The sequence below is a fragment of the Kitasatospora sp. NPDC087861 genome (assembly GCF_044742585.1).
In the GTDB taxonomy this organism is placed as follows: domain Bacteria; phylum Actinomycetota; class Actinomycetes; order Streptomycetales; family Streptomycetaceae; genus Kitasatospora.
The window spans coordinates 206,143-219,241 of the sequence record NZ_JBIUUS010000005.1 but is presented as its reverse complement, the minus strand read 5'-3'; the positions used below and the strand labels follow the sequence as shown (position 1 = coordinate 219,241).

11 protein-coding genes are annotated in these 13,099 nt (G+C 73.6%); 8 read left to right on the top strand and 3 right to left on the bottom strand.

What is annotated here, in order from left to right; genetic code table 11:
• Window positions 1-84 precede the first annotated feature (84 nt).
• From ACIOJE_RS10415 to ACIOJE_RS10405, 3 genes are read right to left on the bottom strand one after another with little or no spacing between them, the layout of a single operon-like run.
• Window positions 85-2,214: a putative bifunctional diguanylate cyclase/phosphodiesterase gene (locus tag ACIOJE_RS10415; RefSeq protein WP_400774945.1), complete on the bottom strand. Its 2,130-nt coding sequence runs from the start codon at window positions 2,212-2,214 to the stop codon at window positions 85-87.
• A complete protein-coding gene (locus ACIOJE_RS10410; protein WP_400774942.1) occupies window positions 2,211-2,396 on the bottom strand; it encodes a hypothetical protein in 186 nt (61 codons plus the stop codon). The genes ACIOJE_RS10415 and ACIOJE_RS10410 overlap by 4 nt, the downstream gene beginning before the upstream one ends.
• Window positions 2,393-3,199: an SAM-dependent methyltransferase gene (locus tag ACIOJE_RS10405; protein WP_280679550.1), complete on the bottom strand. Its 807-nt coding sequence runs from the start codon at window positions 3,197-3,199 to the stop codon at window positions 2,393-2,395. Before ACIOJE_RS10405 ends, ACIOJE_RS10410 begins: the two co-directional genes overlap by 4 nt.
• 340 nt (window positions 3,200-3,539) lie before the next feature.
• Here ACIOJE_RS10405 and ACIOJE_RS10400 point away from each other — a divergent pair, with 340 nt between their 5' ends.
• The 8 genes from ACIOJE_RS10400 to ACIOJE_RS10365 all read left to right on the top strand — a co-directional run bounded on the left by ACIOJE_RS10400 (window position 3,540) and on the right by ACIOJE_RS10365 (window position 12,977).
• On the top strand, window positions 3,540-4,004 hold the full coding sequence (locus ACIOJE_RS10400) for an SRPBCC family protein (protein WP_280679548.1): 465 nt from the start codon (window positions 3,540-3,542) through the stop codon (window positions 4,002-4,004).
• A 141-nt stretch (window positions 4,005-4,145) separates the two neighbouring features.
• Window positions 4,146-5,291 carry an aminotransferase class I/II-fold pyridoxal phosphate-dependent enzyme gene (locus ACIOJE_RS10395; protein ID WP_280679546.1) on the top strand — a complete coding sequence of 382 codons (1,146 nt, stop codon included), beginning with the start codon at window positions 4,146-4,148 and terminating at the stop codon, window positions 5,289-5,291.
• A gap of 329 nt (window positions 5,292-5,620) precedes the next feature.
• Window positions 5,621-6,910, top strand: coding sequence for an ergothioneine biosynthesis glutamate--cysteine ligase EgtA (egtA, locus tag ACIOJE_RS10390; protein WP_400774939.1), 1,290 nt, complete (start codon window positions 5,621-5,623; stop codon window positions 6,908-6,910).
• Window positions 6,907-8,250, top strand: coding sequence for an ergothioneine biosynthesis protein EgtB (gene egtB / locus ACIOJE_RS10385; RefSeq protein ID WP_400774937.1), 1,344 nt, complete (start codon window positions 6,907-6,909; stop codon window positions 8,248-8,250). The genes egtA and egtB overlap by 4 nt, the downstream gene beginning before the upstream one ends.
• Complete coding sequence (egtC, locus tag ACIOJE_RS10380) at window positions 8,250-8,999, top strand: ergothioneine biosynthesis protein EgtC (RefSeq protein ID WP_280679540.1); 750 nt, start codon at window positions 8,250-8,252, stop codon at window positions 8,997-8,999. The genes egtB and egtC overlap by 1 nt, the downstream gene beginning before the upstream one ends.
• A gap of 44 nt (window positions 9,000-9,043) precedes the next feature.
• Window positions 9,044-10,015 (top strand): L-histidine N(alpha)-methyltransferase, encoded by a 972-nt coding sequence (gene egtD, locus ACIOJE_RS10375; RefSeq protein WP_280679538.1) that lies wholly within the window; start codon window positions 9,044-9,046, stop codon window positions 10,013-10,015.
• A gap of 153 nt (window positions 10,016-10,168) precedes the next feature.
• Window positions 10,169-11,602, top strand: a complete 1,434-nt coding sequence (locus tag ACIOJE_RS10370) for a sugar porter family MFS transporter (RefSeq protein WP_400774934.1) — start codon at window positions 10,169-10,171, stop codon at window positions 11,600-11,602.
• 229 nt (window positions 11,603-11,831) lie between these two features.
• Window positions 11,832-12,977 carry a nitric oxide synthase oxygenase gene (locus tag ACIOJE_RS10365; protein ID WP_400775129.1) on the top strand — a complete coding sequence of 382 codons (1,146 nt, stop codon included), beginning with the start codon at window positions 11,832-11,834 and terminating at the stop codon, window positions 12,975-12,977.
• The last annotated feature ends 122 nt before the right edge of the window (window positions 12,978-13,099 follow it).

Genomic DNA, 13,099 nt, shown 5'->3' with positions numbered 1-13,099 from the left:
TTCGACGGCTGGGCCCTCGACGCCTCAGCCCTCGATGCTTGAGCCCTCGGCGCTTGAGCCCTCGGCGCTTGAGCCTCCGATGCTTCAGCCCTCGGCGCTTGAGCCTCCGACCGGGCGCCCCTGGGGCTCCTCCGTGATCCGACGGGCGATCTCGCCCGGGCGCACCGGGCGGCCGAAGTGCCAGCCCTGTGCCCAGTCGCAGCCGATGGTCCGCAGCCGCTCGGCGTCCTTGCGGGTCTCCACGCCCTCGGCGGTGACGGTCAACCCGAGCGCGTGCGCCATCGACACCAGGCCGCTGACGATCCGCCACCCGGTGGACTCGTCCTTCGCCGGATCGTGCAGGTCGCCGACGAAGGACCCGGCGATCTTCAGCCCGGAGACCGGCAGGTCGCGCAGGTAGGCGAGGTTGGACCAGCCGGTGCCGAAGTCGTCCACCGCCAGCGAGACGCCGAGGTCCACCAGCCCGTGCAGGGTGCGCAGCGCCTCGTCCTCGGGCCCGACCACGGTCGACTCGGTGATCTCCAGCTGCAGCCGGGCCGGATCGAACCCCGTCGTGTCGAGGATCCGGCCGAGGTCGGTGACCAGCGCCGCGCTGCGCGCCTGGCGCACCGCCAGGTTGACGTTCAGCTGCGGCGCGGCGTCGCCGAACCGCTTGATCCAGTCCGCGGCCTGACCGCAGGCCTGCTCCAGCACCCAGCGCCCGAGCGGCATGATCAGCCCGGTCTCCTCCGCGGTGGTCACGAACTCGTCCGGACCGAGCACGCCGAGCTGCGGGTGGCGCCAGCGCACCAGCGCCTCCACGGCGGCCAGCCGGCCGTCCGCGAGCGCGTACAGCGGCTGGTAGTCGATGAAGAACTCGCCCTGGTCCAGAGCGGCCGGCATCCGGACCGACACCGCGTAGCGGCTGACGGCGCGGGCGTTCTCCTTGGGGTCGAACAGCGTCCAGCGGCCGCGGCCGGCCTCCTTGGCCCGGTACAGCGTCAGGTCCGCGGCCCGGACGGCGGCGCCCGGGGTGGTGGTGGACACCCGCCGCTCCAGCACGCCGACGCTGGCGCCCACGGCCAGCTTGTGGTCACCGATCAGCACCGGCCCGGCCAGTGCCTTGAGCACCGTCTTCGCCGCCGCGACCGCCTCCTGCTCACCCCGGCAGTTCTCCAGCAGCACCACGAACTCGTCACCGCCGAGCCGGGCGACCAGGTGGCCGAGCGGGCTGAGCGCGGCCTTCAGGCGGGCGGCCACGGCGGACAGCAACTGGTCGCCGGTGTCGTGGCCGAGGCTGTCGTTGACCACCTTGAAGCCGTCGAGGTCGACGTAGCAGAGGCCGAACCTGGCGCCCGGCTCCGGCTCCTCGAACAGCTTCTCCAGCCGTTCGAAGAAGGCGGCCCGGTTCGGCAGGCCGGTCAGCGAGTCGTGGGTGGCCTGGTGGCGCAGCCGCTCCTGGAGCCGGTAGCGGTCGGTGATGTCCTCCAGCATCGCGACCTGGTACTGCGGGATGCCGTCGTCGTCGCGGATCAGCGAGACGGTCAGGTGGGTCCAGACCACCTCGCCGTCCTGGCGGTAGTACGGCTTGTCGAACTGGAAGTACTCCCGCTTGCCGCTGATCAGCTCCTCGTAGGCCTCCCACACGCCCGGGGTGTCCTCGGGGTGCACGAGGTCGCCGACCCGGCGGCCGGTCATGTCCTCCGGGGCCGCGCCGAACAGCTCCTGGAGCGCCTTGTTGACGGCCAGGATGTTGCCGTCGGTGTCACCTATGCCGATGCCGATGGCCGCGCTCTCGAACAGCGCGCGGAAGCGTGCCTCGGAGGCGCGCAGCGCCCGCTCGGCCTCCTTGCGGGCGGTGTCGGCGGCGGTGCGGATCGCCTCCTGCTCACGCAGTGTGCGCTCACGCAGGGCGGCCGCCCAGCCCGCCGCGAAGGCGCCGGTCAGGGCCGGGCCGCGCGCGTCGCCGACCGGCTGGGCCTGCAGCAGTTCCACTGCCCTGGCCAGCAGCACCGGGTCGGTGAAGTGCGCGTCGACCAGCTCCGCGCCGGCCTGCGCGGCGAGCCGGGGCTCGAACGGCTCGTCCTGCTGGGCGCGGTGGAGCAGGGCGGCGGTCCGGGCGACCAGGCGGCGGAGCAGCCCGGGGTGGACGGCCATGCCGTGGTCGGCGGAGAGCAGGCGCGCCCAGGCCTCGTGGAACCGTTCGGCGCTGTCGGACACCGGGATGGTGCTCATTCGTCCACCAGGGTGGGCGCGGTCACGGCGGCGGGGTGCGCGGTCGCCGCCGCGGGGGGCGCGGTCACGGCGGCGGGGTGCGCGGTGGCGGCGTCAGACCGGGCGGGGGGCGCGACGGTGCGCCCGACGGCCGCTTCGCGGAGCCCGCGGCCGTCGGTCCCTCGCCAGATCCGTCCGCTCAAGGGCGGAACCCTACGCCCGCCACCCCGGTCATCCGCTCCGGGTGCTCGCCGACCGCCTCCGGCTGGTCCGGATGCCACTGCGGCAGGTAGACCACGCCCGGTTCGATCAGTTCGAACCCGGCGAACATGCCGGTGATCTGCTCATGGGTGCGCATGGTCAGCGGGGTCGGCGTCCTCTGGTAGAGCTTCTGGTGGTCCTCCGCCTGGTCGGGGCGGCCTTCCAGCGAGGCGTGCGAGAGGACGAGCGCGCTGCCGGGCGGGAGCGCGTCGCGGATCGTGCCGATCAGCTTCCACGGGTCCTCGTCGTCGGTGACGAAGTGCGCGACGGCGACCAGCAGGACGGCCACCGGCTCGCCCTGCGCCAGCAGCCCGGCCACCTCGGGGCGGGCCAGCAGGTCGTCGACGTCGCGCAGGTCGGCCTGGACGACGTCGCTGCCCGGGTCGTCCTCCAGTAGCAGGCGGCTGTGCGCGACGGCGACCGGGTCCCGGTCCACATAGACGACCTGGGCCTCGGGGCGGACCGCGCGGACTATCTCGTGCACCGCGCCGAAGGTCGGGATGCCGGAGCCGATGTCCAGGAAGCGGGTGACGCCGCGCTCGGCCAGGAAGGTCACGGCCCGGCGGAGGAAGGCCCGGTTGGAGCGCATGATCTGCGGCAGCTCCGGCCACAGGGCCATCGCCTTGCGCGCCATCTCCCGGTCGACCTCGAAGTTGTGCGAGCCCCCCAGGTAGTAGTCGTAGACCCGCGCGGCGTTCGGTTTGTCCAGGTCCGTGCCCTCCGGTACCCAGCTCGGTCGCCGCATGCCTGTGACTCCTTCACTCCGGTTCTGGGGATGCAGCGCCTCGCGGCGACTGCATATGACAGATGAGACTACAAGCACGGAAGATCCTCCCCCGCACCCCGAACGGGTGCAAGCGGAACGTCTCCGTCCTGACGTGCGGCGTTTTTTGAAGCGTTCGCCTCCCGTCCGGCCGGCGCGCGGGGACCACCGGCCGGCGGCGTCGGGGACCGCCCCCTCAGCCGCGAACCGCAGGTCGGGCGCCAATTCGACGGATCCCCCGAGGTGTTGAGTTGAACGGCGCCCGTCGAAAGCCGCCGCCGCCCCGGCCGGACCGGGCCGGGACCGGACTAGGGTGGGGCGCGTGGACCCCAACCACTACCGCTTCCGGGGCGTGTGGCGGCTCTCGGCGCCGGCGCCCGCTGTGTACACGACACTGGAAGACGTGCAGAGCTACCCACTGTGGTGGCCCGAGATCCTCGACGTGCGGCAGACCGGCGAGGACTCCGGGGAACTGGTGGTGCGCGCGCTGCTGCCGTACCGGCTGGTGATCGGGCTGGAGGCGCGACGGCACGACCCGGCCGCCGGCGTACTGGAGGCCGCCATGCGGGGCGACCTCAACGGGTGGTCGCGGTTCACCGTCACCCCGGACGGCGCGGGCAGCCGGGTGCTCTTCGAGGAGGACACCCGACCCGGAAAGCCCCTGCTGCGCCGCCTCGCCCTGCCCCTGCACCCACTGTTCCGGGCCAACCACGCCGTGATGATGCGCCGGGGGCGAAGGGGGCTGGCGGCGCATCTGGGTGGCCGACAGATCACAGGGGACAAGTAACAGATAACAGCGAACAGATAACAGATTTCGACATCTGTCATCTGTTCGCTGTTATCTGTTCGCCGCCAGCTCCGCCCTGGTGACCACGGGGCCGGTGGCGGTTAGCGTGGCGGCGCACCCCCGAGCCGCCGGAGGACCGTCATGCCCACCACCGCACCCGACGCGTTCGGCTTCGCGGCCCCCTTCGACCGGGCCGGGACGGGCAGCAGCAAGTGGGCCCGCGCGGGGGCGCCCGGGGTGATCCCGATGGGCCTGGCGGACATGGACCTGCCCGGGCCGCCGGCCGTGGCCGAGGCGCTGGAGCGCCGGGTCCGGCACCGTGCGTACGGGTACACGGTGTGCGACCCGGCCGGGCGGGCGCTGGTGGCGCGCTGGTACCGCACGCGGCACGACGTCGAGGTGGACCCGGACTGGGTCCTGCTGCTGCCGTGCGGTCCCCGCACCGCCGTGCGCCTGCTGCTGGAGACCGTACGACCGCAGGCGCCGGTGCTGTTCCCGACCCCGGAGTGGGGCGGCTTCGCCCAGCTGTGCCGGGCGGCCGGCCTCCCGTACCGGGAACTGCCGCTGGCCGCCGGCCCGGACGGCTACCGGCTCCCGGACGGCCCGCTCGCCGGCCCAGCCGGAGCCGTGCTGCTGAGCAGTCCGCACAACCCCTCCGCCCGGGTCTGGCCGGCCGCCGAACTGCGGGCCCTCGCCGAACGGGCGGCGGAGGCGGGCGCGCTGCTGGTCTCGGACGAGGTGCACGGCGATCTCACCCACCCCGGGTACGTCCACCCGGTCGCCGTGACCACCGTGGACCCGGCGCTCCGGCCCCGGGTGGTCACCCTGAACTCGGTGGGCAAGACCTTCAACTCCTCCGGCGTACCGAGCAGTTTCGCGCTCGTCCCGGACCCGGACCTGCGGGCCCGGTTCACCGAGGTGCTGGCCGGATTCGGCCTCTGGGAGGGCGGCCTGCTGGAGCAGACCGTCCAGCGGGCGGCGCTGGAGGAGGGCGGCCCGTGGCTGAACGCGCTGCTCACCCACCTCGCCGCCGCCCGGACCCGGCTCACCGACCGGTTGGGACCCGCCGTCCGCTCCGCGCCGCAGGCCTCCTACCTGCTCTGGCTGGACGCCGCCGCCCTGGGCCTGCCGCCGGCCGGGGCCCGCCGGGCGCTGCTGGAGCGCTGCGGCCTGGAGGCCTCGGACGGCGCCGAGTTCGGCCCCGGCGGCCGGGGTTCGCTGCGGCTGAACTACGCCCTGCCGGGCCCGGTGCTGGAGACCGTCCTGGAACGTCTGAACCGCCTCTGATCCCACCGCCAAGCCACGGCCAAGCCACCGCCAAGCCGCCTCCAGGCGCCGCCGGACCGCCCCGCAACCACCCCGAAGCCATCCCTCCCACCGCCCGGAAGCTGCTCCCGCAACCACCCCGGATCCCCCGATTCACCCGATCGCACCACCCCTGACCTGCGGAAACGAACGTTCACACGATATTTGCGAAGCGCTCCCGCATGCTCCGTAGCAGACTGGGCAAGGTAGTTCGGGCCGCAATCGTGACCCCGAGGATGGTAAGTCCGGTGATACCGACATCCCGTACCACTCCGCCCGACCGGCAGAGCCCCCCATCGCCCCCGACCGGGGTGACCCCGTTGACCGAGTCGGGGGCGCGCAGCCACGTGTCGGGCGTCTGCTTCAAGATCGGACCGCCCCGCCTGGTGGGCGTCGAGGTCGAGTGGTTCGTCCACGACGACCGATGTCCCGACAAGCCCGTCCGGCCCGAACTGGTCGACCGCGCACTGGCGTCGCTGCCACTCGGCGGCCCGGACGGCGACTCGCTCCCCTCCGGTTCGCGTCTCACGCTCGAACCCGGCGGTCAGGTAGAGCTCAGCTCCCCGCCCGCCACCGGCCTCCTGGCCTGCGTCGAGGACACCCGACGCGATCTGACCGCCCTGCGGGCCGCCTTCGCGGCGCAGGGCCTGCGACTCACCGGCACCGGGACGGACCCGCTGGCCCGCCCCCGCCGGATGGTCCTGGACCACCCCCGCTACCGGGCGATGGAGCGCTTCTTCGACTCCGCGGGCCCCTGGGGCCGGATCATGATGACCGGCACGGCGTCGGTGCAGGTGTGCCTGGACGCCGGCGACGCCGGCGGCCCGCACGCGGTGGAGCGCCGCTGGCGGCTGACCCACCTGCTCGGCCCGGTGCTGGTCGCCGCCTTCGCCAACTCCCCGCTGCTGGACGGGAGACCGACCGGTCACCGGTCCACCCGGCAGACCGTCTGGTCCCAGATGGACCCGACCCGCACCCTCGCCCCGGAGCCCGACCACGGCGACCCGAGCGAGGCCTGGGCACAGTACGTGCTGGACGCCCAAGTGCTGTGCGTACGCCGCCCGGAGGGCCTGCCGTGGACGGCCCCGCCCGGGCTGACCTTCCGCGACTGGATCCGGGGCGCCGGCGAACGCCCGCCCACGCTGGCCGACTTGGACTACCACCGCACCACCCTGTTCCCGCCGGTGCGCCCGCGCGGCCACCTGGAGCTGCGGATGATCGACGCCCAGCCCGGGGACGGCTGGGTGGTGCCCACCGCACTGGTCACCGCGCTGCTGGACGACCCGGTGGCCGCCGACGCCGCGCTCGCCGCGCTGGAGCCGCTGGCGTGCCCGGGCGGTCCGCGCCCGCCGCGCAGCGACGTCTGGCGCCGGGCCGCCACGCTGGCCGTCGCCGATCCCGAGCTGCGCCGCGCCGCCCTGACCTGCTTCGCCACCGCCGACGCCGCGCTGGGCCGCCTGCCCGGCGCCGGGCGGCTGCGCGCCGCCGTCGCCGAGTTCGCCGAGCGCTACCCCGCGCGCGGCCGCTGCCCGGCCGACGACCAGCTGGACGCCCTGCGCTCCGGCACCCGACGCACTCCTCCGGAGGAGGCCGCACCATGACCGACGTCCGACCCCCTGCCGCCCCGGCGGCGGGCACCGAGTCGCTGCGCGAGACCATCGCGGCCGAGCTGCTGGCCGCCCGCGCCCGGACCGCCGCGCTGACCGACTGCGTCGAGGACGGCGACCTCACCGCCCAGCACTCGCCGCTGATGTCCCCGCTGGTCTGGGACTTGGCGCACATCGGTAACCAGGAGGAACTCTGGCTGCTGCGCAACGTCGGCGGCCGCGACCCGATGCACCCGGAGATCGACCCGCTGTACGACGCCTTCCAGCACCCCCGGGCCGAGCGGCCGAGCCTGCCGCTGCTGCCGCCCGCCGAGGCCCGGGCGTACGCGCACGAGGTACGCGGCCGGGTACTGGACCTGCTGGCGGCCAGTCCGCTGGAGGGCGCACCGCTGCTGGACGCCGGGTTCGCCTTCGGGATGATCGCCCAGCACGAACAGCAGCACGACGAGACGATGCTGATCACCCACCAGCTGCGGAAGGGGGAGCCTGCGCTGGCCGCTCCCCCGCCGCCGCCCGCCCCGGCGGACGCGGCCGCCCTGCCCGCCGAAGTGCTCGTCCCCGCAGGGCCGTTCACCATGGGCACAGACACGGAGCCGTGGGCGCTGGACAACGAGCGCCCGGCGCACGTGGTCGACCTGCCGGCCTTCCTGCTGGACACCACGCCGGTCACCAACGCCGCGTACCAGCGGTTCATCGCGGACGGCGGCTACGACGAACCGCGCTGGTGGACGGCGGAGGGCTGGGAGCACCGCCGGCGCGCCGACCTGACCGCCCCGCTGTTCTGGCGCCAGGAGGACGGCCAGTGGCTGCGCCGCCGGTTCGGCACCGTGGAGCCGGTCCCGGCGGACGAGCCGGTGCTGCACGTCAGTTGGTACGAGGCGGACGCCTACGCCCGGTGGGCGGGGCGGCGGCTGCCGACCGAGGCGGAGTGGGAGAAGGCCGCCCGGCACGACCCCGCCACCGGCCGCTCCCGCCGCTACCCGTGGGGGGACCAGGCCCCCGGCCCGGAACACGCCAACCTCGGCCAGCGGCACCTGCGCCCGGCCCCGGCCGGCAGCTACCCGGAGGGCGAGTCCCCCTACGGTGCACGGCAGTTGATCGGTGACGTGTGGGAGTGGACGGCCAGCGACCTCCACCCCTACCCCGGGTTCCGGGCGTGGCCGTACCGGGAGTACTCGGAGGTCTTCTTCGGGCCCGAGTACAAGGTGCTGCGCGGCGGCTGCTTCGCGGTGGCGCCGGTCGCCTGCCGGGGCACCTTCCGCAACTGGGACTACCCGGTCCGGCGGCAGATCTTCTCCGGGTTCCGCACCGCCCGCGATCTGGAGTCAGCCTGATGTGCCGTCACCTCGCCTACCTGGGTGAGCCGGTGGCGCCGCAGGAGCTGCTGGTGCACCCGCCGCACGGGCTGTACCGGCAGTCCTGGGCGCCCCGGGCGCAGCAGTACGGCACGGTCAACGCGGACGGCTTCGGCCTCGGCTGGTACGCGGACGGCGACGAGGTGCCCGCCCGCTACCGCCGGTCCGGGCCGATCTGGGCGGACGCCGCGTTCGCCGACCTCGCCCGGGTGATCCGCACCCGGGCGCTGCTGGCGGCGGTCCGCTCCGCCACCGACGGCTGCGCGGCGGGCGAGGCTGCGGCCGCGCCGTTCGCCGCCGGGCGCTGGCTGTTCAGCCACAACGGCGCGGTGGCGGGCTGGCCGGGCAAGCTGAACGCCCTGGCCGCCCTGCTTCCGCCGGCCGAACTGCTGGACCTGGAGGCCCGCTCCGACTCGGCGCTGCTGTGGGCGCTCGTCCTGCACCGACTGCGGGCGGGGGCCGGGCTCGGCGAGGCGCTGGCGGACACCGTCGCGGACGTCACCGCGCACACCACCGGCCGACTCAACCTGCTGCTCACCGACGGCCACGCGATCGCCGCGACGGCCTGGGGCGACACCCTGCACCACCGCACCCTGCCCGGGCTCGGCACGGTGGTGGCCTCCGAGCCGTACGACGACGCCCCCGGCTGGACGGCCGTCCCGGACGGCTCGCTGGTGATGGTCGAGGGATCCGACGTCACCGTCCGTCAACTCCTCGGCCACCACTGATCCTCCACCGTCCATTCATCTTCTGAACAGAGGACCACCCTGTCATGGACACTTTCGATCTCACCCGACTGCTGCCCTCCGACCACTTCAGCACCGCGTTGCGCCACGACGTGCAGCGCGGCCTGACCTCCGAACCCAAGTGGCTGCCGCCGAAGTGGTTCTACGACGCGCGGGGCAGCGAGCTGTTCGAGGAGATCACCCGGCTGCCGGAGTACTACCCGACCCGCGCCGAGCGGGCCATCCTGACCGCCCGGGCCGGCGAGATCGCCGCCGCCACCGGGGCCCGCACCCTGGTCGAACTGGGCTCCGGCTCCTCCGAGAAGACCCGGCTGCTGCTGGACGCGCTGCGCGCACTCGGCACCCTGGAGACGTACGTCCCGGTGGACGTCAGCGAGAGCGCGCTGACCGCCGCCGGCGCCGCGCTCGCCGCCGAGTACCCCGGGCTCGCCGTGCACGGCGTGCTGGCCGACTTCACCGCACGGCTCGGCCTGCCCCCGGACGGCGGCCCCCGGCTGGTCGCCTTCCTCGGCGGCACCCTCGGCAACCTGCTGCCCGACGAGCGGGCCGCCTTCCTGCGCGGGCTGCGCGCCGCCCTCGACCCGGGCGACTTCCTCCTGCTCGGCACCGACCTGGTCAAGGACCCGGCGGTGCTGGTCGCCGCCTACGACGACGCGGCCGGGGTGACCGCCGAGTTCAACCTCAACGTGCTCAACGTGCTCAACCGCGAGCTGGGCGCCGACTTCGACCCGACCGCGTTCGCGCACGTCGCGCGGTGGGACCCGGAACGGGAGTGGATCGAGATGCGGCTGCGCTCGCTGCGCGCGCAGACCGTGAAGATCCCGGCCCTGAACCTGCCGGTGCACTTCGACCGGGGCGAGGAGCTGCGCACCGAGGTGTCGGCCAAGTTCCGCCGGGAGCGAGTGGCCGGGGAGCTGGCGGCGGCCGGACTGCGGCTGAGCCACTGGTGGACGGACGAGGAGGGCCGGTTCGGGCTGTCGCTGTCCGCCCCGGCGTGAGCCCTGCGGCGGCCGGCGCAAATGCCGCCCCATTTGCTTGTTCACCTTACTAATGCTCAGAGCAAGAATTGAGGTTCCTACGTACAAGCCTTAAACGAATAGGGGTTACGATCTCGGCACCGAGCTCAGCGTTGAGTACCAGGAGTCAAGATCATGAGCGCCCCCCAGAAGCCCTCCGAGGCGGTCGAGGCGGTCGAGGCCCCCGCGCCCGACCGCCTCGGCTTCGTCGTCTTCATCACCGCCGCCGCAGCCCTCGGCGGGTTCCTGTTCGGCTACGACAGCTCCGTGATCAACGGCGCCGTCTCCGGGATCCAGGACAAGTTCGGCGTCGGCGACGGCGTGACCGGTCTGATCGTCTCCTCCGCCCTGCTGGGTTCGGCGGTCGGCGCCGCGCTGGCGGGCCGGTTCGCCGACCGCTACGGCCGCATCAAGGTCATGAAGGCGGGCGCGCTGCTGTTCGCCGTCAGCGCGGTCGGCTCGATGCTCCCCTTCTCCGCCTGGGACCTCGCCTTCTGGCGCGTCCTCGGCGGCGCGGCCATCGGCATCGCCTCGGTGATCGCCCCGACCTACATCGCCGAGGTCGCGCCCACCAAGTACCGGGGGAGGCTGGCCTCCTTCCAGCAGGCCGCGATCGTGCTCGGCATCGCGATATCCCAGCTGGTCAACTGGCTGCTGGCGAACACGGCCGGCGGCGACACCCGCGGCCAGCTGCTCGGCCTGGAGGCCTGGCAGTGGATGCTCGGCATCTGCGTCGTCCCGGCCGCGGTCTACTTCACGCTCGCCTCGGTGATCCCCGAGTCCCCGCGCTACCTGATCCAGGCCGGTCGCCTGGACGACGCCCGCGCCGTGCTCGCCGACGTCGAGGGTCAGGGCGTCGACACCGACGCCCGGATCGCCGAGGTCCAGGGGCTGATCGCCTCCGACCACCGCCCGCGCTTCCGCGACCTGCTCGGCGGCCGCTTCGGCCTGCTGCCGATCGTCTGGGTCGGCATCGGCCTGTCGGTCTTCCAGCAGCTGGTCGGCATCAACGTGATCTTCTACTACTCGTCGATCCTGTGGCAGTCGGTCGGCATCGACCAGAGCAACTCGCTGCTGATCAGCTTCGTCGGCTCGGTCATCAACATCCTCGGCACCGTGGTCGCGATCCTGCTGGTGGACCGGATCGGCCGCAAGCCGCTCGCCCTGATCGGCTCGGCGGGCATGGCCGTCGCGCTCGGCGCGGCCGGCTGGGCGTTCTCCTCCGCCACCGGCAGCGGCGGCAACGTCACGCTGCCCGACCTCCAGGGCACCGTCGCGCTGGTCGCCGCCAACGCCTTCGTGCTGTTCTTCGCGATGTCCTGGGGCGTGGTCGTCTGGGTGATGCTCGGCGAGATGTTCCCTAACCGCATCCGGGCCGCCGCACTGTCCGTCGCCGCCTCCGCGCAGTGGATCGCCAACTGGGCGATCACCGTCTCGTTCCCGTCGATGTCGCGCTGGAACCTGTCCGCGACCTACCTGGTGTACGCGGCGTTCGCGGCCCTGTCGATCGTCTTCGTGGCGAAGTTCATGAAGGAGACCAAGGGCGTCCGCCTGGAAGACATGGGCTGATCCGACCGTCAGACCTTTCGGCCCCCGCACCCTAGCGCCATCAGCGCCGGTGCGGGGGCCGAATCGTTTACTCCCTGCGGCGGTGTGGGCACCTCCGGTACTCCTGTTCGCCAGGAGGGATGTGTCCTTGATCTTCGACCGGCTTCGCGCCCGCAGACCCGCCGCCCCTGCCGGCGGCTGCCCGTACGCCCACACCCACGTTCACGCCCCGGTCTGGCCCCCGGCTCCGGTGGCCGCGAACACGGCACCGGCCCCGGCGCCCGCCGAACCACCGTCGGCGCCACCGCCGTTCACCGATCCGGAGCAGGCCGCCGAGTTCATCCGGCGGTTCCACGGCGAACAGCCCACCGCCGGCCCCGCCGACGCCCGGATACGGATACGGAGCGTCCTCGACGAGATCGACCGCACCGGCACCTACGAGCACACCCCCGCCGAACTGGCCTACGGCGCCAAGCTCGCCTGGCGCAACGCCGCCCGCTGCATCGGCCGGCTGTACTGGCGCAGCCTGGTAGTGCGCGACCTGCGGCACCTCGGCTCGGCCGACGACATCGCCGCCGAGTGCTTCGAGCACCTGCGGCTGGCGGGCAACGGCGGGCGGATCCGCCCGGTGGTCTCGGTGTTCGCCCCCGACCGCCCGGGCCGCCCGGCCGCCCGCATCGTCAACCAGCAACTGGTCCGCTACGCAGGCCACCGGGTCGACGGCGGCGTCGTCGGCGACCCGGCCGGCGCCGCGCTCACCACCCGCGCGCGCGACCTCGGCTGGAAGTGCGCCGAGGACCGCTTCGAGGTACTGCCCCTGCTCGTCCAGGAGCGCCCCGGCGAACGCCCCCGCTGGTACGAGCTGCCGGACGACACCACGCTGGAGGTGCCGCTCGCCCACCCCGCGTACGACTGGTTCGCCGACCTCGGCCTGCGCTGGTACGCGGTGCCCGCGATCAGCGACATGACGCTGGAGATCGGCGGCGTCCGCTACCCGACCGCGCCGTTCAACGGCTGGTACATGGGCACCGAGATCGGCGCCCGCGACCTCGCCGACGCCGACCGCTACGACATGCTCGCCACCGTCGCCGAGCGGCTGGACCTGGACACCTCCAGCGACCGCACCCTCTGGCGCGACCGCGCGCTGATCGAACTCAACATCGCGGTGCTGCACTCCTTCCAGGAGGCCGGGGTGACGATCGCCGACCACCACACCGAGTCCGCGCGGTTCCTCCGGCACGTCGCCCAGGAGAAGCGGCTCGGCCGGCCGACCCCGGCGGACTGGAGCTGGATCGTGCCCCCGGTCTCCGGCGGGCTCACCCCGGTCTACCACCGGTACTACGACGCGGTGGACCCGTCGCTGCGGCCGGCCTTCGTGCCGCGCGAACCCTGGTGAGGCCCACCGGGTGAACGCGGGCCCGTGGCTGCCCGGCGCACGTCCGGACATCCGGCGGGCTCACCCCGGACGTACGAAGGCTCGACGGACCGCGAACGCCCGCCCCGCCTACGGGCGTTCGG